Source organism: Mycobacterium alsense (assembly GCF_002086635.1).
In the GTDB taxonomy this organism is placed as follows: Bacteria; Actinomycetota; Actinomycetes; order Mycobacteriales; family Mycobacteriaceae; genus Mycobacterium; species Mycobacterium alsense.
Map to the genome: position 1 here is coordinate 38,899 of NZ_MVHD01000033.1, position 19,864 is coordinate 58,762.

Here is a 19,864-nt window from a genome sequence, read left to right on the forward strand (position 1 = left end):
GATGGGGCGGTGGCTGGTCACGGGATGCTCCACCGGCTTCGGCCGCGAGATCGCGCGCGCCGCTTTACAAGCCGGCCACAGCGTGGCGGTGACCGCGCGGCGGGCCGAGACCGTGCGGAACTTCGTCGACGAGTTCGGCGATCGGGCGCTGGCGCTCGCGCTCGACGTGACCGACGCCGGCCAGATCGCGGCGGCGGTGGCGGCGGCCGACGAGGCGTTCGGCGGGGTCGACGTGCTGGTCAACAACGCCGGTCACGGCTACCTGTCGGCCGTCGAGGAAGGCGAGGACGCCGAGGTCCGAAAGCTGTTCGACGTCAACTACTTCGGCGCCGTCGACATGATCAAGGCGGTGCTGCCCGCGATGCGCGCCCGCCGCTCCGGCCACATCGTCAACATCTCCTCGATGACCGGCCTGGTCGCCAACCCGCCCAACGCCTACTACTCGTCGACCAAGTTCGCGCTCGAGGCGGTGACCGAGGCGCTCGCCACCGAGGTGCGGCCGCTGGGCATCAGGGTGACCGCCATCGAGCCGGGGGCGTTTCGCACCGACTGGGCGACGCGGTCGATGAAGGAGTCGGCGGGCCCGATCGACGACTACGCCGACGTCGCGGCGCGCAAGGACCTGATCAAGCAGTTCGCCGACCACCTGCCCGGTGACCCGCGCAAGGTGGCCGAGGCGGTGCTGATGGTCACCGAACTCGACGACCCGCCGCTGCGCCTGCTGCTGGGCCGCGACGTGCTCAAGGCGACGCGGGACAAGATCGCCGCGATGTCGGCCTCGATCGAGGAGTGGGAGCGCGTGACCAAGGACGTCAACTTCGCGGGCTCGTAGCGGTCAGTCCCGCACGACCAGGACGGTCTTGCCCGCGCGCCGGCCGGGCAGCCGGCCGCTTTCGAAGGCGTCCCGCCCCGCATCGAGGGGAAACGTCGCGGCGATCTCCACGTGCAGGCGCCCGCCGTCGACGAGCGCGGCCAACTTCCCAAGCTGGCCCCGATCGGGGGTGACGATGAAAAACGTTGCCGTGACGCCATGCTCGTCGGCCTTGCCCTCCGGCGGGGGCGCCGACAGGGTGATCAGCCGCCCGCCGCGGCGCAGCACGCCGAACGACCGTTCCAGCGTCTCCCCCCCGACGGTGTCGATGACGACGTCGTAGGCGGGGCCGCCCTCGTCGAACGCCTCGGCGCGCACGTCGATCACCCGCCGCGCGCCGAGGCCGGCGACGAGCTCGCGGGCATCGCTGCGGACGGTGGCGCTGACCCGCGCGCCGAGGCCGGCGGCCAGCTGGACGGTCAGGGCGCCCACCCCGCCCGCGCCGCCGAGCACCAGGACCTCCTCGCCCGATTGGACCGCGGCGTGGTCGACCAGGGCCTGCAGGGCGGTGAGCCCGGCCAGCGGCAGGGCGGCGGCGACGACGTGCGACACGGTCGCCGGCCTGGCGGCCAGGTCGGCGGCGGGCACCGCGACGAACTCGGCGGCGGCACCGTCGCGCTCGAAATCGATCAGCCCGTAGACCTCGTCGCCGACCGTGAAATCCGTTGCACTGGAACCGACATCGCACACCACGCCGGACACCTCGTGCGACGGGATCACCGGCGTGCGGTCGGCGCCGTCGCGGGTCCACGTCTCCTCCCACGTCAACTCGTCGAATGTGATCGCCGCGGCGTACACCGCGACCAGGACTTCGCCGGCCGCGGGAACCGGGACGGGGGCGCGCTCGACCACCAGCACCTCCGGCCCGCCCCGACGGTGTGCGCGCAGGGCCGTCATCTGTTTCAGCTCTTTCACGGCAGCCGCCAATCGATCGGGTCGGCGCCCATGCCGGCCAGCAGCTCGTTGGCGCGGCTGAACGGGCGCGAGCCGAAGAACCCGCGCGATGCCGACAGCGGCGAGGGGTGCGGCGACTCGATCGCCACGCAGTCACCCTCGGCCAGAATGGGTTTCAGTGTCGACGCGTCGCGGCCCCACAGTATGGCGACCAGCGGCCGCGACCGCGCGGCCAGCGCGCGAATGGCGCACTCGGTCACCGCTTCCCAGCCCTTCCCCCGGTGCGACGCGGGGTTGTTGGGCCGCACCGTGAGCACCCTGTTCAGCAGCAGCACGCCCCGCTGCGCCCACGGCGTCAGGTCGCCGCAGGACGGTTGGGGGTGGCCCAGGTCGTTGGCGTACTCGTCGAAGATGTTGGCCAGGCTTCGCGGCAGCGGGCGCACCCCGGGCGCCACCGAAAAGCTCAGGCCGACGGCGTGCCCGGGGGTCGGGTAGGGGTCCTGCCCGACGATCAGGACCCGGACGTCGTCGAACGGATAGGTGAACGCGCGCAGCACGTTCGGCCCCGCGGGCAAATACCGGCGGCCGGCCGCGATCTCCGCCCGCAAAAATTGCCCCATCTGGGCGACGTGGTCGCTGACCGGCGCCAGCGCGCTCGCCCAGCCCGGCTCGACGAGCTCGCTCAGCGGGCGCGCCGTCATCGCAACCCTTGGGCTAGCAACACCACGGTGTCGGCACCCGCCAGCCGGTCCTTCGAGATCTCCTGGTACTCCGGCGATTGCGCCCAATCGCGGAACGCGGCCTCGTCCGGAAACGACATCAGCACCAGCTTCTCGCGGTCCCACCGTCCCTCGATCACCTGGGGCGACTCGTCGGCGGCCAGCAGCGTCCCGGGGTGGCGACGGAACACCTCCATGAACCTCGCCTGGTACCGGTCGTAGGCCGCCCGGTCGGTGAATGTCAGCTGGGCGATGGCGTAGACGGTCACGCTCAAATTAAAGGCCACCCCGATACCTAATACGATTGCCACCCCGCGTAACCGCCCCACTCCTCGCCGTCGACCAGCACGCGGGCCGGCCCGTCGACCACGCCGCCGATGACCCGCCACCCGGGCGGCGCCGCGCCGGCGTAACACGCCACCAGGGCGTGGTCTTCACCGCCGGCCAGCACCCACGCCCAGGGATCGGCGCCGGCGGCGTCGGCCGCGGCCACCAGCGCGTCGCGGTCGGCGCCCAGCGCCTCGGTGGACAGCTCGATACCGGTCCCCGACGCCTCGGCGACGTGGCGCAGGTCGGCGACCAGGCCGTCGGAGACGTCGATCATCGCCAGCGCGCCCGCGGCCGCGGCCGCCGGCCCCTGCCCGTAGGGCGGCTGCGGCACCAGGTGCCGGCGACGCAGCTCGTCGAAACCGCCAATCGCGCTGTGCCACAACGCGTATCCGGCCGCCGAGCGCCCCAGTTCGCCGGCGACGGCGACCACCGCGCCGGCCCGCGCCCCCGACCGCAACACCGGCGCGCGGCCGTCGAGGTCACCCAGCACCGTCACCGACACCACCCACTGCGGGCAGCTGACCAGGTCGCCGCCGACGATGCCGGCGCCGACCCGCGCCGCCTCGGCCCACATGCCGTCGACCAGCGCGCCGGCCTGGGCCGCCGGCGTGTCACCGGGCGCCGCGAAGCCGACCACGAAGGCCGTCGGCCGCGCGCCCATCGCCTCGATGTCGGCGGCGTTTTGGGCGATCGCCTTGCGGCCGACGTCGTGCGGCGACGACCAGTCCAGCCGAAAGTGCCGATCCTGCACCAGCACATCGGTGGAGACCACGGTGCGGCCGTCGCCCGCGGAGACCACCGCCGCGTCGTCGCCGGGCCCGAGCAGCACCGCGTCGGGCTGCCGGCGGCCGCGCACCAACTCATCGATGACCGCGAATTCGCCCAGGCCGTGCAGCGTGGGGGGCTCGTCGCCCGTTCCGGACGTCTCGTCGCGCACGCCACCTCCTCCGGCGCCCGACCTGCGGTAATTTGGTCACTGCACGCGCGACCGGACCGCGCCATTTTAGAGCCTTACGACGCGGGCCGTCTGCGCCCCGAGGTGCGCGGCCCGTCGTCGGAGAGACAGGAGGTGCGCGGGCGGTGACGACCAGCCCCGACACCGGCGCCGACACCGGACCGCCGCGCGCCGTGCTTTTCGCCGCGGTCGCGCTGGCCGTGGTGACCGTCGGCGTGATCCTGGCGATCGCGGCCGCCCGTCACGCGCCGCCGCCGCCCGTCGTCCTGCCCGCCGCGCCGGCGCCGCACGCGAACGACGCCGCATGCCGGGCGCTGGCCGACGCGTTGCCGCACCGCCTCGGCGACTACGAACGGGCGCCGCTGGCCCAGCCGGCGCCCGAGGGGGCCGCGGCCTGGCGCGCCGGGTCCGGCGGCGAACCGGTGGTGCTGCGCTGCGGGCTCGACCGCCCCGGCGAGTTCGTGGTGGGATCCCCGATCGAGGTCGTCGACCGCGTGCAGTGGTTCCAGGTGGCCGCCGGCCCGCAATCCGCCGGTCCCCCATCGGGAAATGCCGGGCGCTCCACGTGGTACGCGGTGGACCGGCCCGTGTACGTGGCCCTCACGCTGCCCTCGGGATCGGGCCCGACGCCGATCCAGGAGCTCTCCGACGTGATCGACCGCGCCGTCGCGGCCGTGCCGATCGATCCGGCACCCGCGCGTTAGCGCAGGCCCACGCCACGCGCCAGCGCCGTTTCCACCATGGTGGCCAGCAGGGTGGGATAGTCGACGCCGCTGGCCGCCCACATCCGCGGGTACATCGAGATCGTGGTGAACCCCGGCATCGTGTTGATCTCGTTGACGATCGGGCCGTCGTCGGTGAGGAAGAAGTCGACCCGGGCCAGGCCCTGGCAGTCGATGGCCCGGAAGGCGCGCACCGCCAATTGGCGCACCGCGTCGGCGATTTCGTCGTCCACCTTCGCGGGCACGTCCAATTCGGCCGCGTCGTCGAGGTATTTCGTCGCGAAGTCGTAGAACGAGTCCTCGCGCCCACGCACCCCGGCCACCCTGATCTCGCCCAACGTGCTGGCTTGCACTGTGCCGTCGGGCATTTCGAGCACGCCGCACTCGAGTTCGCGCCCGCTGATCGCCGCCTCGACGATCACCTTCGGATCGTGCCGGCGGGCGTTCGCGACGGCGGCGGGCAGCTCGTCCCAGCTCGTCACCCGGCTGACGCCGATCGAGGAGCCGCCCCGCGCGGGCTTGACGAACACCGGCAGGCCCAGCCGTTCGCGCTCCTCGAGATCCAGCGCCGCGCGCGACCGGCGCAGCACCGCGTGCGGTCCGACTGGAAGTCCCTCGGCCACAAGGAGCTTCTTGGTGAACTCCTTGTCCATGCCCGCGGCGCTGGCCAGCACGCCGGCGCCGACGTAGGGGACCCCGGCGAGCTCGAGCAGCCCCTGGAGCGTGCCGTCCTCGCCGTAGGCGCCGTGCAGCACCGGGAACACGACGTCGACCGACGCCAGGACCTCACTCGCGCCGTGCTGCAGCGACACCAGCTGGCCGCCGCGCCCCGGGTCGGCCGGCAGGGCCAGCGCGGTGCCCGATTCGGCCGTCACCTCCGGCAACTGCCGGTTGGTGATCGCCAGCGCGTCCGGGTCGCCGTCGGTGAGCATCCACGAACCCTCCGGGGTGATGCCGATCGCGATCACCTCGAAGCGCCGCGGGTCGAGGTTGCGCAAAATGCTGCCCGCCGACACGCAGGAGATGGCGTGCTCGTTGCTGCGCCCGCCGAAGACGACGGCGACGCGCACGCGCTCGCTGGCACTCACAACTTAAAGAGGCTACCGGGTGCGGGGCCCGCCGGCCGGGCGTCGGGCCGCCAGCTGGGGTTTCTTCATCCGCCGGGTCATTCGGGTTTGGTGCTGCGGCCCAGCAGCAACGCCATCGCCTCGTCGACCGACAGCCCCTTGTGGCACACCCGGTGCACGGCGTCGGTCAGGGGCATTTCGACGTCGTAGCTGGACGCCAGCGCGAGCACCGCCTCGCAGGACGTCACGCCCTCGACGACGTGCCCACCGCTCGCCCGCATCGCCGAGTCCAGAGTCCCGCCACGGCCCAGGCGTTCCCCGAACGAGCGGTTGCGCGAGTCCGGCGAGGTGCACGTGGCCACCAGGTCGCCCACGCCGGCCAGCCCGGCCAGCGTCGCGCCCTTGGCGCCCAGGGCGATCCCCAGCCGCATGATCTCCGCCAGGCCCCGGGTGATGATCGCCGCCGCCGTGTTCTCGCCCAGCCCGACGCCGGCCGCCATCCCGCACGCGAGCGCGATGACGTTCTTGCAGGCCCCGCCGATCTCGGTGCCGACGACGTCGCCGTTGGTGTAGGGCCGGAAGTATCCGGTGTTCAACATGCGCTGCACGGCCACCGCGCGGCCGGAGTCGTTGCACGCGACGACGGTGGCCGCGGGCTGGCACTCGGCGATCTCGCTGGCCAGGTTCGGCCCGGAGATCACCGCGACCTGTGTGGGATCCACGCCGGTCACCGACACGATGACCTGGCTCATCCGCATGAGGGTGCCCAGCTCGATGCCCTTGGCCAGGCTGACCAGGGTCGCGCCTTCGGCCACCGACGGCGCCCACCGCTCGAGGTTGCCGCGCATCGTCTGCGCGGGAACCGCCAGCAGCACCGTCGTGACCCCGGCCAGCGCCTCACCCGCATCGACGGTGGCGCGGATGCCCGGCGGCAGCAACGTTCCCGGCAGATACGCCGGGTTGTAGCGGGTGGTGTTGATCTCCTCGGCGACGTCGGATCGCCGGGCCCACAGCCTCACCTCCGTGTCGCTTCCCCCGGCCTCGGCGAGCACCTTGGCCAGCGCCGTGCCCCAGGCACCGGCGCCCATCACCGCAACGGCGTCCTTCGGGCCGGCCGTAGCGCTGCCCATCAACCCACCCCAATCCGAGGCACTCCGTGTTCGGTGTCGTTCGGCGCGAAATCCGCGGCCGCTACACCCTAGCGCCGCCACGCTACCGCTTGCGCGCGATGCCGCCGGGCCGCTGGCAGGATGGCACCCATGAGCGGCACGCGGGGCGACGGCGCCGGGCGCCCCGGGGACCCCGGAGGCCCCGGAGATATAGCCCTGATCATCGCCGTCAAGCGGCTGGCCGCCGCCAAGACCCGCCTGGCCCCGGTGTTCTCGGCGCGCACCCGCGAGAAGGTGGTGCTGGCCATGCTCGTCGACACCCTGACCGCCGCCGCCGGCGTCGCCGCGCTGGGCTCGATCACCGTCATCACGCCCGACGACGCCGCGGCGGCCGCCGCGTCCGAGCTCGGCGCCGGCGTGCTGGCCGATCCGACCCCCGAGGGCGACAGCGACCCGTTGAACAACGCGATCGCCACCGCGGAACGAGCGGTCGCCGGGGCCTTCTCCAATATCGTTGTGCTACAAGGGGATCTGCCGGCGCTGCAGACCCAGGAGCTGGCCGAGGCGATCGCCGCCGCGCGCCATCACCGGCGCAGCTTCGTCGCCGACCGGCTGGCGACGGGAACCGCCGCGCTGTGCGCGTTCGGGGCCGCGCTGGATCCGCAGTTCGGCCCGGATTCGTGCGCGCGGCACCGCCGTTCGGGTGCGATCGAGCTCACCGGCGCATGGCCCGGCCTGCGCTGCGATGTGGACACGCCCGCCGACCTGACGGCCGCCCGTCGCCTCGGGGTGGGCGCGGCGACCGCCCGGGCCATCGCGCAGCACTAGCTTTGCGGGCAAACCTCTACGAACGGGGAACACCGCCCCCACGGCGCTGCGGCGCTGGCCGCACCCGCGGGTGATGAGCGATGATCGGATAGTGACCGAAACCGAAGCCCAGGCGCGGCCCGACGACACCGTATGGAAGTCGGGCGGCTCCGGCGTGGCGGCACCACCGGCGGCCACCCCCGCCCCGATCGCCGATGAGCTGCCCGAGGACCGCTATCTCAACCGGGAACTGAGCTGGCTGGACTTCAACGCGCGCGTTTTGGCACTGGCCGCCGACAACTCGCTGCCGCTGCTGGAGCGGGCCAAATTCCTGGCCATTTTCGCCTCCAACCTCGACGAGTTCTACATGGTGCGGGTGGCCGGCCTCAAGCGCCGCGACGAGATGGGACTTTCGGTCCGCTCCGCCGACGGGCTGACGCCGCGCGAGCAACTTGCACGCATCGGCGAGCAGACCCAGCTGATCGCCACCAGGCACGCGCGGGTGTTCCTCGATTCGGTGCGACCCGCGCTCGCCGAGGAGGGCATCCACATCGTCACGTGGGCCGACCTGGATCAGGCCGAGCGCGACCAACTGTCGACCTATTTCAACGAGCAGGTCTTCCCCGTGCTCACGCCGCTGGCGGTCGACCCCGCCCACCCGTTCCCGTTCGTCAGCGGCCTGAGCCTGAATTTGGCGGTCACCGTGCGGCAACCCGAAGACGGCGGCCAGCATTTCGCCCGGGTCAAGGTGCCCAACAACGTCGACCGCTTCGTCGAGCTCGAGGACCGCGCCGGCGCCGAACCGGGCGAGGGCCAGGGCGTCATCCGCTACCTGCCGTTGGAAGAACTGATCGCGGCCTTCCTTCCGGTGCTGTTCCCGGGCATGGAGATCGTCGAGCATCACGCGTTCCGGATCACCCGCAACGCCGACATGGAGGTCGAGGAAGACCGCGACGAGGACCTCTTGCAGGCGCTGGAACGGGAATTGGCGCGCAGGCGGTTCGGGCCGCCGGTGCGCCTCGAGATCGCCGACGACATGACCGAAGGCATGCTGGAACTGCTGCTGCGCGAACTCGACGTGGACCCCGGCGACGTCATCGAGGTTCCGGGCCTGCTCGACCTCTCGTCGCTGTGGCAGATCTACGGGCTGGACCGCCCCGCGCTGAAAGACCCGGCGTTCGTCCCCGACACCCATCCCGCCTTCGCCGACCGCGAAACGCCCAAGAGCATCTTCGCGACGCTGCGCGAAGGCGATGTGCTGGTCCACCATCCGTACGACTCGTTCTCCACCAGCGTGCAGCGGTTCATCCAGCAGGCCGCCGCCGACCCCAACGTGTTGGCGATCAAACAGACGCTGTACCGCACCTCCGGTGATTCGCCGATCGTTCGGGCGCTGATCGAAGCCGCCGAGGCGGGAAAGCAGGCGGTGGCGCTCGTCGAGATCAAGGCGCGCTTCGACGAACAGGCCAACATCCAGTGGGCGCGCGCGCTGGAGCAGGCGGGCGTGCACGTGGTGTACGGGCTGGTCGGCCTCAAGACGCACTGCAAGACGTGCCTGGTGGTGCGCCGCGAAGGGTCGACGATCCGGCGCTATTGCCACATCGGAACGGGCAACTACAACAGCAAGACGGCGCGGTTGTACGAGGACGTCGGGCTGCTCACCGCGGCTCCCGACATCGGCGCCGACCTGACCGATTTGTTCAATTCGCTTACCGGATACTCGCGTAAGGTCTCCTACCGCAACCTCCTGGTCGCCCCGCAGGGCATTCGCACGGGGATCATCGAACGAGTCGAGCGCGAGGTCGCCGCGCACCGCGAACGCGGTGACGGGCGGATCCGGCTCAAGATGAACGCTTTGGTCGACGAGCAGGTCATCGATTCGCTGTACCGCGCGTCGCAGGCCGGCGTGCGCATCGAGGTGGTGGTGCGCGGCATCTGCGCGCTGCGCCCCGGCGCGGAGGGCTTCTCCGAAAACATCTCGGTCCGCTCGATTCTGGGCCGCTTCCTGGAGCACTCGCGCATCGTGCACTTCCGGGCCATCAATGAATTCTGGATCGGCAGCGCGGACATGATGCACCGCAACCTCGACCGCCGCGTCGAGGTGCTCGTTCAGGTCAAGGACCCCAAGCTGACCGCGCAGCTCGACGACTTGCTCGAGTCCGCTCTGGACCCGTCGACCCGGTGCTGGGAACTTGGTTCCGACGGGCAGTGGACCGCGTCGCCGCGCGAGGGTCACACCGTGCGTGACCATCAGGTCTCCCTGATGGAGCGCCACCGCAGCCCGTAGCGGCGTGTGGTAGCTTTCCAGGTCGCAACAGGGCCGACAGCGCCCGGGCGCGACCCGCCCGAATTGACCTGCAGGAGCTTAGGTGTCGAACGAGACCTCGTCGGCGGGCCAGAGTTCGGGGAGCAGGGTCGTGTACGCCGCGGGCGCGGTCCTGTGGCGGACGGCCGGTACCGATCCCGCGGCTCCGGCCCTCGAGGTCGCGGTGATCCACCGCCCCCGCTACGACGACTGGTCGCTGCCCAAGGGCAAGATCGACCCGGGCGAAACGGCCCCCGTGGCGGCCGTGCGCGAGATCTTCGAGGAGACCGGTCACCGCGCCGTCCTGGGCAGGCGGGTCAACACGGTGAGTTACCCGATCGAGCAGGGCGTCAAGAAGGTCCACTACTGGGCGGCGCGCAGCCTCGGCGGCGAATTCACGCCCACCGGCGAGGTGGACGAACTCGCCTGGCTGCCGGTCGCCGACGCGATGAAGAAACTCGACTACGCCCAGGACCGAAAGACGTTGCGCCGCTTCGGAAAGCGGCCCGCGAATACCCATACCGTACTCGTGGTGCGGCACGCCACCGCCGGCCGAAAGTCCCGGTTCTCCGGCGACGACACCAAACGCCCGCTCGACAAGAGGGGCCGCGCGCAGGCGCAGTCCCTCGTGGGTCAGCTGATGGCTTTCGGCGCATCCGAGGTGTATGCGGCGGACCGGCTGCGCTGTCACCAGACCGTTCAACCGCTCGCCGACGCGCTCGGCGTGAGCGTGCACAACGAGCCCGCGCTGACCGAGGAGTCCTACGCGAAGAACCCCAAGCGCGCCCGCCAACGGATGCTGGCCATCGCCGAGGAGGCAGGCACCCCGGTGATTTGCACGCAGGGCAAGGTGATTCCGGACCTCATCACCTGGTGGTGCGAGCGCGACGGCGTGCGCCCCGACAAATCCCGCAACCGCAAGGGCAGCACGTGGGTGCTGTCCTTGTCAGCGGGCCGGCTGGTGGGGGCCGACCACATCGGCGGCGCGCTGGCCGCCAACGTGCGGGCCTAACGGGCGAAATGCCCTCCGGGACGGCACAGCTGCCGCCCCGAAAGGCATTCGCGCGTCGAACCTCTTACCGGCGACCGCGCCGCGAGCTGGCCTTCTTGGCAGCAGCCTTGCGGGCCGGGCTCTTTGATGCGGCCTTCTTGGCCGGCGCCCGCTTGGTCGCGGCCTTCTTGGCCGGCGACTTCTTGGCGGCCGTCTTCTTGGCCACTGACTTCGTAGCCCGCTTCGTCGCGGCCTTCTTGGCGGGCGACTTCTTGGCGGCCGTCTTCTTGGCCACTGACTTCGTAGCCCGCTTCGTCGCGGTCTTCTTGGCCGCGGCCTTCTTGGCGGGAGCCTTCTTGGCCGCCTTCTTGGCCGCGGTCTTCTTGGCGGCGGCCTTCCTAGCCGGAGCCTTCTTGGCCGCCTTCTTGGCCGCACCGCCCGATACAACACCACGTTTCACTGCAGGTCCTTCCGCCGGGAGGCGCTGTGCGCCAGACACAACCGCTTTGAATTGGGCACCGGGCCGGAACGCGGGGACCGATGTCGGCTTCACCTTTACCGTCTCGCCGGTACGCGGATTGCGGGCAACCCGCGCCGCACGCCGACGCTGCTCGAACACGCCGAATCCCGTAATGGTGACACTGTCGCCCTTGTGCACCGCGCGCACAATGGTGTCGACGACATTCTCGACGGCAGCAGTCGCTTGCCGACGGTCCGAGCCCAATTTCTGTGTGAGCACGTCAATGAGCTCTGCTTTGTTCATCCAAACCCTCCGAAGCTAGTGGTCCTCGTTTTGCGAACCGACTAGTGGACACGGTAAACCCTCACCCGACAAATTTCCAAGAGCCACGCGCAATTTCAGGACCGAACGAACGAGGTTTTTCGCAATCCGGTTGCCGCGCTTGACCGGTGGCGGGAGTGGGAAATCGGCCGGGTTTACTTAGCTCAGCGAGAAGAAAAGCCGCCCGATTGGCCCGTCAGGAGGCGGGTAGAGTGCGCGGTTTCCACTCCGGACGCGCCGCTTCGAATGCTTCGATCTTATCGAGTTTTCGCAGCGTAAGCGCTATATCGTCGAGACCCTCGAGTAGTCGGTAGGCGGTATGGTCGTCAATCTTGAACGGCAGCACCGCCGTTCCGGCGGTGATATTTCGATCTTGAAGATTGGCAGTGATTTCCAAGCCCGGGCTGCCCTCGATGAGCTTCCAAAGGAGTTCGACGCCGTCTTGAGAAACTTCGGCCGCCAGCAGCCCCGCCTTGCCGGCGTTGCCCCGGAAAATGTCACCGAAACGAGACGAGATGACCACCCGGAACCCGTAGTCCATGAGCGCCCACACCGCGTGCTCGCGCGACGAGCCGGTCCCGAAATCGGGTCCGGCCACCAGAACCGAGCCGCGGTCAAAGGGGCTGAGATTTAGCACGAATGAGGGATCCGACCGCCACGTGGCGAACAATCCGTCCTCGAAACCGGTTCGGGTGACGCGCTTCAAGAACGAGGCGGGAATGATCTGGTCGGTGTCGACATTGGAGCGCCGCAGCGGGACGCCGATGCCGGTGTGGATGCGAAAGGCTTGCATTTTCGTCCTCGATTCAACTCAGTTGGAGTTCAAGTCGTCCGGCGCGGACAGCGTGCCGCGCACCGCCGTCGCGGCGGCGACGGCGGGCGACACCAGATGGGTGCGGCCGCCTTTGCCCTGCCGCCCTTCGAAGTTGCGGTTGGAGGTCGAAGCGCAGCGCTCCCCCGGCGCGAGCTGATCGGGGTTCATGCCCAGGCACATCGAGCAGCCTGCCTGACGCCATTCGGCGCCCGCGGCGGTGAAAATTTCGCCCAGCCCTTCGGCTTCGGCCTGCGCGCGCACCCGCATGGAGCCCGGCACCACGAGCATGCGCACCCCCTTGGCGACCGTGCGGCCCCGCAACACCTCGGCCACCGCCCGCAGGTCTTCGATGCGCCCGTTGGTGCAGGAGCCGACGAACACGGCGTCGACGCCGATGTCGCGCATCGGGGTGCCCGGCCGAAGGTCCATGTACGCCAAGGCTTTCTCGGCGGCCTGTCGCTCGCCGTCGTCGGGCATCAGCTCGGGGTCGGGCACGGCCGCGTCCAGCGGCACCCCCTGGCCGGGATTGGTCCCCCACGTCACGAACGGGCTGAGCGCGGCCGCGTCCAGGTACACCTCGCTGTCGAACACTGCGCCGCGATCGGTGCGCAACCGCTGCCAGTGGGCGAGCGCGGCGTCCCATCGCGCACCCGTCGGCGCGTGCGGACGGCCGCGCAGGAATTCGTAGGTGGTCTCGTCGGGGGCCACCATGCCCGCGCGCGCACCGGCCTCGATGCTCATGTTGCAGACGGTCATCCGGCCCTCCATCGAGAGCGATTCGATGGCGCTGCCGCGGTATTCGATGACGTGCCCCTGCCCGCCGCCGGTGCCGATCTTTGCGATCAGCGCGAGGATGATGTCCTTTGCGGTGACGCCGGGGGGCAACTCGCCGTCGACGTTCACCGCCATCGTCTTGAACGGCCGTAACGGCAGGGTCTGCGTCGCCAGCACGTGCTCGACTTCGGACGTGCCGATCCCCATGGCCAGCGCGCCGAACGCGCCGTGGGTGGACGTGTGACTGTCGCCGCAGACGATCGTCATTCCGGGTTGAGTGAGGCCCAATTGGGGGCCGACGACATGCACGATGCCCTGCTCGATGTTGCCCATCGGATAGAGCCGCACGCCGAATTCTTCGCAGTTGCGCCGCAACGTCTCGACCTGCGTGCGCGATATCGGGTCGGCGATCGGCTTGTCGATGTCGATCGTCGGCACGTTGTGATCCTCGGTGGCCAGCGTCAGGTCGGGCCGCCGCACCGGACGGCCGGCCAGGCGCAAGCCGTCGAAGGCCTGCGGGCTGGTGACCTCGTGCACCAGGTGCAGGTCGATGTAGATCAGGTCGGGCGCCCCCGCTTGTTCATCACCATCGCCCGGTGCCACAACGTGGTCGTCCCAGACCTTTTCGGCCAGCGTGCGCGGGTTGGACATGTGCTTCCCTCGTTCGGCTTGATCTCACGATATGAGACGTTAGTATCCTTATATGAGACAGCATAGCGGCATCGGCGTCCTCGACAAAGCGGTGGTGGTCTTGCACACGGTCGCGGAATCCCCGTGCGGATTGGCCGACCTGTGCGAGCGAACCGGGTTGCCCAGGGCCACGGCGTACCGGCTGGCGACCGCGCTCGAGGTTCATCGGCTGCTGGCCCGCGACGACGAGGGGCGGTGGCGGCTGGGCCCGGCGGTGACCGAACTGTCCGCGCGCGTCAACGATCCCCTGCTGGCCGCGAGCGCGGCCGTGCTGCCCGCGCTGCGTGAGGCGACCGGCGAAAGCGTGCAGCTGTATCGCCGCGAGGGCACGTCGCGGGTCTGCGTCGCGGCACTGGAACCGGCTGCGGGTCTTCGCGATACGGTCCCCGTCGGCGCGAGACTGCCGATGACGGCGGGCTCGGGCGCCAAGGTGCTCCTCGCCCATGCCGACGCCGCCATCCAGCAGGCCGTGCTGCCGTCGGCGAAGTTCACCGACCGCGCGCTGGCCGAGGTGCGCCGGCGCGGATGGGCGCAGAGCGTGGCCGAGCGCGAGCCCGGCGTGGCGAGCGTGTCGGCGCCGGTGCGCGACGGCCGCGGTGTTGTGGTCGCGGCCATCTCGGTGTCCGGGCCGGTCGACCGCATCGGCAGGCGGCCAGGGGTCCGCTGGGCCGCCGACCTGTTGTCCGCGGCCGACGCGCTCACCCGCCGGCTTTAGGCGGGCGCGCCGAGTGTGAACGGCGCGACGGCTGATACCGGCTAATACATAAGTGCGGCTGCGCCGGCGTGAGCTGACGAGTATTTGACGTATGATCGGTGCTCTTCCGGCACAGCTGACGAGGAGCGAGATGGCCGAGCCCCGCGCAGGCGACGGAAGTCAGCGCCCCGGATCGCCGCCGACCGATCGAGTAGTCGCAGTCGTCGAACTGCTGGCGACCCAGCCGGAGCCGAGTTCGGTCGCGTCGATTGCCGCCCGGCTGGAGCTCAACCGATCGACCGCGACATCGATCCTGCTCGCGCTCGAGCGTGCCGGGTGGGTGACTCGGCACTCGGATCGCAGATACACGTTGGGTCCGGGGCTGATCGCCGTGGCCGACGCGGTGCACCAAGCCTTCCCGGTTTCAGCCGAAATCAGCCACGCGCTCGAGGAATTGGCGCGGCGCGCGGGTTGCGGGGCAACGCTGGCCTGGGTCGGTTCCACTGACATGACCTTCCTCGCCAGCGTCCCCGGCGGGGGCAAGATGCCGCCCGGGGTCGGTGTCGGCCTCCGGTTGCCGATTGGCGCGCCCGCCGGCGCGGCGGTGATTGCGCACCGTGATCTGCCCGCGCGCCGCGAGTGGCTGGCCACGGCTAGGCCGGCTGATCGGCATATCCTCGAGGAGGTGCTGTCACAAATACGCACTACCGGCGTGGCGGTTTACGGGTTGGGTGAGTCGGACCCGATGGTGCTCGACTTGCTGGGCGAGGTAGCCGAACTGCTGGCGGAGAACCCGCAGCGCAGCTCGCTGCGGCGGCGCATGTTCAGGCTGTTTTCCCAACTCGCCCCAATCCCTTATACGCAAGAGCAACTGGAGTCCGCGCAGCCGCTGTCGATCGGCTTTCTCGGGGCTCCGGTCTTCGCCGACGGCAAGGCGAGTTACGTGTTGCAGCTCGGGCCGTTGCGCGCGGAAGTCAGCCGATCGGAGCGTGAACGCTATATCGCTGAGATCCGTGCGACGGCGGACAAGCTCAGCTCCGGTGCAAAGGCGTTGTACCGCAAGGGTTGACGATCCGCCCTTCGAGATGCCTTGGGGCGGCTGCCATTCGATCCGGTCGAACCGCTGATGACAAACGATGGCCAGCGGGAACGAAGTGGCGGCGGTGTCAGGGGGTACCCCGCGGCTCGGGAATGACTCGAGGGTTGAGGCCACCGGGAGTTGGGTTGCACCACCACCTATTCGGGCGGCGGAGGAATGGGTTTCCGCTCGACCCGGTGCTGGTTCGATCGCGCAGCCCAACTCCCCACAACTGCGCGTCCTCGAACCTCCGTACCCATGTGCGGATTACGGGGCCGGCACCCAGGCGCACCACCTCGGCCGCATCCCACCCGCGCGAGCATGCACGGAACCCGCGATGCCGCAACGCCGAACCCTTGTGTGCGTTTACGCCCTCAGGTAGATTGATTATCTGTCATCAAGATGACGAATAATTGTCATACCGCGACGAGTGGTGATGCTTGGCGCACGGCGAGAACGGTCGAGCAAGGCTCCGGGTTGCCATTCGCGCGGGCGTGGTCTCGCTGCCGGCAGTGGGCTTGTCGTCACGCGTAACGAGGTGCGCATGAAACCGGGGATGCTCCATCCCGCCCGCTTGCATGAACACAAGGAGTAATGCAATGAGTTTCCAGCTGCTCCCGCCCGAGATCACCTCGATGCAGATGTTCGGTGGCACGGGGCCGGGACCGCTGCTGGCGGCAGCGGCGGGCTGGGATGGGCTGGCCGCGGAGTTGGGCTCGGCGGCGGCTTCGTTCGAATCGCTGACCTCGGGGCTGGCGGACGGCGCGTGGCAGGGTGCGGCTTCGGCGGCGATGACGGCCGCGGCCGCCCCGCACATAGGGTGGCTGAGCGCCGCCAGCGCGCACGCCGACACGGCGGCCGGCCTAGCTCGGGCGGCCGCGGCAGCGTTTGAAGCGGCGCAGGCGGCGACGGTGTATCCGGCGGCGATCGCGGCCAACCGCAACGAACTCGTCGCGCTGGTGAACTCGAACCTGCTGGGACTCAACACGCCAGCCATTTTTGCCGCCGAAGCCGACTACGAGATGATGTGGGCCCAGGACGTAGCGGCGATGGTGGGCTACCACGGCGAGTCTTCGGCGATCGCCGCGGCGTTGACGCCAATCGTCCGACCGCTGGCGAACCTTGCAAGCCTGCCGGCTCAGGTGGCCGCGGCTGTGTCCGCCCCCACGGCGACCGGACCGCAACCCGCCGCCCTGTCCGTCCCGCTGCCCAAAATAACCATTCCCCCCGTCAATATCCCCAACTTTCAGCTACCGCCGTTAAACCTTTTGGGTTTGGGATTCGGGAGCTTTAGCACACCCGAACTCAACATTCCCCAGATATCCATACGTAGTTTCAGTCTGCCACCCACCACCATATCGACATCGGTGCAAAGCCTGACCATACCGTCTTTCACCTTCCCCGCCATTTCCATACCGAGCGTAACTCTGGGAGGATTTAGCACGCCACAACTCGCTACCTCCCCAATCGTCCTGCCCTCACTGCAAATACCACAAAGCGGATTCTGGATCCCATCTGGCGGTTCCGACATCCCTAGTGATATGGGCAAGCTAATCAGCCACAACGTTGGTGCCGATTACATTAGCGTGAAGGTGGACGGTGTGCCAGATGTCAAGATCAGCGGGTTGCCCGGAGTCAGCAAGTTCGATTTGAACCTTCCGCCCACCCTCTACATTAACTTCGCCGTCCAGGTACAGGGGCCAACTTCCACCCCCGGAATATACATCGGCGACTTCGACATCAATCACGGGCAGTTCACCGGAAATACCGGTTTCGTCCTGCCGCCCATCGAGGTCACGGGGTTCACCATCCCGAACATATCCATTCCCTCCTGGCAAACCCCCGCTATCACCCTCACCAACCCCGGCGTGACGATCGACATCGGGTCGATCGGCGCGTCGGGGGCCGCCTTCGGCCCGGTGGTCGTTCCCCCCATCAGCGTCGGGGCATTCCAGATCCCCAACCTCACCGTCGACCCAATCGATGTCGGCGCATTCAACACCCCTGGCCCCATCCCCCTGACCGGCTCGCTCGACGTCAGCCTCCTCGGTCTGATCCCACGGATCGGCATCGACTGGCAAAACCCGTTCTCGGGCCTCATCAACCCGGGTCCCACCGGCCCCACTTTGGGGCCCATCACCACGCCGGCCATCACCGCCACAGTTGACCTACCCCAAATAACCGTCCCCTCATTGTCCATTCCTCCGTTCAACCTGAACGGTATAACTGTGCCGCCTATTAATGCGGCACCGTTTAACCTGGGTCAAATTGGGGTGCCGAGCGTTCAGGTAAACGGGGTCAACGTCGGCGCAATCAACATACCGACCATCAGCATTGCTCCGCAATTGCCCAATATCGCCGTGGGAGCATTTACGACACCCGTGATTACGGTGGGCGCCGGCGGCTTCAGCCTACCCACGGTCAAAATACCACAAATAAGCCTGCCCGAAATATCGCTATATAACCCCCTCGATCGGACAACCGCTTTTGGCGTCGACATCACCTCATATGTATTCATCGACCTCACCACTTCACACATTGATATCAACGGCGGCCTCCCATTTCGCACAGAGGTGACAATCGGGATTCCCCCAACTCAAATCCCGTCCCTGACATTAGTAAACGCTACCGACGTCGGCGACCCATATAGCCTGGTCATCGACGGAACAGTCGGGGCCTTGACCCTGCCAACCTTCACGATTAGCCCGATCGATCTGGCGTTGCCCACCGGCCCGCAGGTGAACCTGTCGGATCTCGACATCGGCAACATCGCCCTTGGTAGCTTCAACCTCCCCCAAATCACCGTTCCACCCATCGCGGTCGGACCGCTCACCGGCACCAATTTGCCGCAGATCGACCTCAGCGGCATTCAGGTTGGGGGCTTCAGCGGCCCCTCCCCCATCGTGATTCCGCCGGTGAGCCTCACCGAGACCATCTTGCCGAGCTTCACCCTGCTCCCGGCCATACCGCTGTAGCACCTGCCCGGTATCTCGCGCGGGATTCCTTGTGTGCGTTTTCGCCCTCCGGTATATTGACTATCTGTCACTATGATGACGAATAGTTGTCATATCGCTATGAGTGGCGACGCTTGGCGCAAGGCGAGAAGCGGTCAGGCAAGGCTCCGGGTTGCCATTCGCGCGGGAGTGGTTCGCCGCCCTGCGTTGGGTTTGTCGTCGCACGTACGAGGTGTGCATGAAACCGGGGACGCTTCACACCGCCGCATTCGGAAAGTAGGCAGCGCACATGTCATTCGTGATCGCCACACCCGAGGTATTGACGTCGGCCGCCGCAAGCTTGCATTCCCTCGGGTCGTCGCTGAGCGCGGGCAACACCGCGGCGGCATCGGTGACGACGGGCATCGTGGCGGCGGCCCAGGACGAGGTGTCGGTGGCCGTCGCGGCGCTGTTCGGTCAGCACGCCCAGGCGTACCAGGCGGCGGCCGCGCGGGCCGCGCTGATCCATGACGAATTTGTGCAGGGCCTGTCCGCGGCGGGTGGCGCATACGGGGCCGCGGAGGCGGCGAACGTGTCGCCGTTGCAAGCCGTTGAGGAAAGCGTGCTGGGGGCGATCAACGCGCCCACCGAGGCGCTGGTGGGGCGCCCGCTGATCGGTAATGGCGCCAACGCGACCACCCCGGGCGGCAACGGCGGCGCGGGCGGGTTGTTGATCGGCAACGGTGGCAACGGCGCGGCGGGCGCGGCCGGGCAGGCCGGCGGCGCCGGCGGGCCTGCCGGGTTGATCGGCAACGGTGGGGCCGGTGGGGCCGGTGGATACGGTGGCGGCACCGGCGGCAACGGCGGGGCCGCCGGTTTGCTGATGGGGGTCGGTGGGACGGGCGGCGCCGGCGGGATCGGCGCGACCAACCCCACCGGCATCGGCGGCACCGGTGGAACTGGCGGGGCCGGCGGGCCCGGCGGCTGGTTCACCAATGGCGGCGTCGGCGGGGTTGGCGGCCAGGGTGGCCAAGGCGGGGCTGGCGCAACCGGTCTCGCCAACACGCAGGGCGGCATCGGCTTCACCGGTGGCACCGGCGGCGACGGCGGGCCCGGGGGCCATGCCCCGCAGCTGTTCGGCCACGGCGGGGCCGGCGGACTCGGAGGATCCGGCGGCATCGGCGGGACCGGCGGAGACGGCGGCGACGGCGCCACCCCCGGCACCGGCGGGGGCGGGGGGACCCGGGGGGCACGTTTCTTATTAACAACTGACGCTGCCGACGAAGAGGGGAGAGTGGAGGTTCGGGGGGGCCGGGATACTTGTAAAAAA

18 protein-coding genes are annotated in these 19,864 nt (G+C 69.1%); 9 read left to right on the plus strand and 9 right to left on the minus strand.

The window, feature by feature from the left end; all coding sequences use genetic code 11:
• The first annotated feature begins 1 nt into the window (after window position 1).
• Window positions 2-832, plus strand: coding sequence for an oxidoreductase (locus BST11_RS17745; protein ID WP_083139224.1), 831 nt, complete (start codon window positions 2-4; stop codon window positions 830-832).
• A gap of 3 nt (window positions 833-835) precedes the next feature.
• On the opposite strand, the gene BST11_RS17750 is transcribed toward BST11_RS17745, so the two are convergent.
• From BST11_RS17750 to BST11_RS17765, 4 genes are read right to left on the minus strand one after another with little or no spacing between them, the layout of a single operon-like run.
• On the minus strand, window positions 836-1,768 hold the full coding sequence (locus tag BST11_RS17750; protein ID WP_083139240.1) for an NADP-dependent oxidoreductase: 933 nt from the start codon (window positions 1,766-1,768) through the stop codon (window positions 836-838).
• 14 nt (window positions 1,769-1,782) lie between these two features.
• Window positions 1,783-2,466 carry a uracil-DNA glycosylase gene (locus tag BST11_RS17755; protein WP_067319668.1) on the minus strand — a complete coding sequence of 228 codons (684 nt, stop codon included), beginning with the start codon at window positions 2,464-2,466 and terminating at the stop codon, window positions 1,783-1,785.
• The gene (locus BST11_RS17760; RefSeq protein ID WP_083139225.1) at window positions 2,463-2,753 is read right to left on the minus strand and encodes a DUF1330 domain-containing protein; all 291 of its coding nucleotides are present in this window, start codon (window positions 2,751-2,753) and stop codon (window positions 2,463-2,465) included. The genes BST11_RS17755 and BST11_RS17760 overlap by 4 nt, the downstream gene beginning before the upstream one ends.
• Before the next feature lie 26 nt (window positions 2,754-2,779).
• A complete protein-coding gene (locus tag BST11_RS17765) occupies window positions 2,780-3,751 on the minus strand; it encodes a thiamine-phosphate kinase (RefSeq protein ID WP_083139226.1) in 972 nt (323 codons plus the stop codon).
• 143 nt (window positions 3,752-3,894) lie between these two features.
• On the opposite strand from BST11_RS17765, the gene BST11_RS17770 reads away from it, so the two are divergent.
• Complete coding sequence (locus BST11_RS17770) at window positions 3,895-4,473, plus strand: DUF3515 domain-containing protein (protein WP_083139227.1); 579 nt, start codon at window positions 3,895-3,897, stop codon at window positions 4,471-4,473.
• On the opposite strand, the gene BST11_RS17775 is transcribed toward BST11_RS17770, so the two are convergent.
• Complete coding sequence (locus BST11_RS17775) at window positions 4,470-5,579, minus strand: D-alanine--D-alanine ligase family protein (protein ID WP_083139228.1); 1,110 nt, start codon at window positions 5,577-5,579, stop codon at window positions 4,470-4,472. The genes BST11_RS17770 and BST11_RS17775 overlap by 4 nt on opposite strands.
• A 77-nt stretch (window positions 5,580-5,656) precedes the next feature.
• Entirely contained in the window at window positions 5,657-6,688 is a 1,032-nt protein-coding gene (locus BST11_RS17780; protein ID WP_083139229.1) for an NAD(P)H-dependent glycerol-3-phosphate dehydrogenase, read from the minus strand.
• Window positions 6,689-6,817: 129 nt separating this feature from the next.
• Between BST11_RS17780 and cofC the strand changes: the two genes are divergently transcribed.
• From cofC to mutT1, 3 genes are all read left to right on the plus strand, one after another.
• A complete protein-coding gene (cofC, locus tag BST11_RS17785; protein ID WP_083139230.1) occupies window positions 6,818-7,495 on the plus strand; it encodes a 2-phospho-L-lactate guanylyltransferase in 678 nt (225 codons plus the stop codon).
• A 70-nt stretch (window positions 7,496-7,565) separates the two neighbouring features.
• Entirely contained in the window at window positions 7,566-9,761 is a 2,196-nt protein-coding gene (locus BST11_RS17790) for an RNA degradosome polyphosphate kinase (protein ID WP_083139231.1), read from the plus strand.
• An 82-nt stretch (window positions 9,762-9,843) separates the two neighbouring features.
• Window positions 9,844-10,791, plus strand: coding sequence for an 8-oxo-(d)GTP phosphatase MutT1 (gene mutT1 / locus BST11_RS17795; RefSeq protein WP_083139232.1), 948 nt, complete (start codon window positions 9,844-9,846; stop codon window positions 10,789-10,791).
• 64 nt (window positions 10,792-10,855) lie between these two features.
• On the opposite strand, the gene BST11_RS17800 is transcribed toward mutT1, so the two are convergent.
• From BST11_RS17800 to leuC, 3 genes are all read right to left on the minus strand, one after another.
• The gene (locus tag BST11_RS17800) at window positions 10,856-11,533 is read right to left on the minus strand and encodes an HU family DNA-binding protein (RefSeq protein WP_083139233.1); all 678 of its coding nucleotides are present in this window, start codon (window positions 11,531-11,533) and stop codon (window positions 10,856-10,858) included.
• Between the two features lie 214 nt (window positions 11,534-11,747).
• Window positions 11,748-12,344: a 3-isopropylmalate dehydratase small subunit gene (gene leuD / locus BST11_RS17805; RefSeq protein WP_083139234.1), complete on the minus strand. Its 597-nt coding sequence runs from the start codon at window positions 12,342-12,344 to the stop codon at window positions 11,748-11,750.
• A gap of 18 nt (window positions 12,345-12,362) precedes the next feature.
• Entirely contained in the window at window positions 12,363-13,790 is a 1,428-nt protein-coding gene (gene leuC, locus BST11_RS17810; RefSeq protein ID WP_083139235.1) for a 3-isopropylmalate dehydratase large subunit, read from the minus strand.
• Window positions 13,791-13,842: 52 nt separating this feature from the next.
• Here leuC and BST11_RS17815 point away from each other — a divergent pair, with 52 nt between their 5' ends.
• The 4 genes from BST11_RS17815 to BST11_RS17830 all read left to right on the plus strand — a co-directional run.
• Window positions 13,843-14,544, plus strand: coding sequence for an IclR family transcriptional regulator (locus BST11_RS17815; RefSeq protein ID WP_068214211.1), 702 nt, complete (start codon window positions 13,843-13,845; stop codon window positions 14,542-14,544).
• Between the two features lie 130 nt (window positions 14,545-14,674).
• Window positions 14,675-15,592, plus strand: a complete 918-nt coding sequence (locus tag BST11_RS17820; protein WP_083139241.1) for an IclR family transcriptional regulator — start codon at window positions 14,675-14,677, stop codon at window positions 15,590-15,592.
• A 608-nt stretch (window positions 15,593-16,200) separates the two neighbouring features.
• The gene (locus BST11_RS17825) at window positions 16,201-18,576 is read left to right on the plus strand and encodes a PPE family protein (RefSeq protein ID WP_158086799.1); all 2,376 of its coding nucleotides are present in this window, start codon (window positions 16,201-16,203) and stop codon (window positions 18,574-18,576) included.
• Between the two features lie 268 nt (window positions 18,577-18,844).
• Window positions 18,845-19,864, plus strand: a 1,020-nt coding sequence (locus tag BST11_RS17830; RefSeq protein WP_142276416.1) for a PE family protein, incomplete at its 3' end; no start/stop codon positions are given.

What these genes read in the sequence shown, in the direction of transcription:
- BST11_RS17745 (WP_083139224.1), top strand. Translation starts at nt 2, where the DNA reads ATGGGGCGGTGGCTGGTCACGGGATGCTCCACCGGCTTCGGCCGCGAG.
- BST11_RS17750 (WP_083139240.1), bottom strand. Translation starts at nt 1,768, where the DNA reads ATGACGGCCCTGCGCGCACACCGTCGGGGCGGGCCGGAGGTGCTGGTG.
- BST11_RS17755 (WP_067319668.1), bottom strand. Translation starts at nt 2,466, where the DNA reads ATGACGGCGCGCCCGCTGAGCGAGCTCGTCGAGCCGGGCTGGGCGAGC.
- BST11_RS17780 (WP_083139229.1), bottom strand. Translation starts at nt 6,688, where the DNA reads ATGGGCAGCGCTACGGCCGGCCCGAAGGACGCCGTTGCGGTGATGGGC.
- cofC (WP_083139230.1), top strand. Translation starts at nt 6,818, where the DNA reads ATGAGCGGCACGCGGGGCGACGGCGCCGGGCGCCCCGGGGACCCCGGA.
- BST11_RS17800 (WP_083139233.1), bottom strand. Translation starts at nt 11,533, where the DNA reads ATGAACAAAGCAGAGCTCATTGACGTGCTCACACAGAAATTGGGCTCG.
- leuD (WP_083139234.1), bottom strand. Translation starts at nt 12,344, where the DNA reads ATGCAAGCCTTTCGCATCCACACCGGCATCGGCGTCCCGCTGCGGCGC.
- leuC (WP_083139235.1), bottom strand. Translation starts at nt 13,790, where the DNA reads ATGTCCAACCCGCGCACGCTGGCCGAAAAGGTCTGGGACGACCACGTT.
- BST11_RS17815 (WP_068214211.1), top strand. Translation starts at nt 13,843, where the DNA reads ATGAGACAGCATAGCGGCATCGGCGTCCTCGACAAAGCGGTGGTGGTC.
- BST11_RS17820 (WP_083139241.1), top strand. Translation starts at nt 14,675, where the DNA reads ATGGCCGAGCCCCGCGCAGGCGACGGAAGTCAGCGCCCCGGATCGCCG.
- BST11_RS17825 (WP_158086799.1), top strand. Translation starts at nt 16,201, where the DNA reads ATGAGTTTCCAGCTGCTCCCGCCCGAGATCACCTCGATGCAGATGTTC.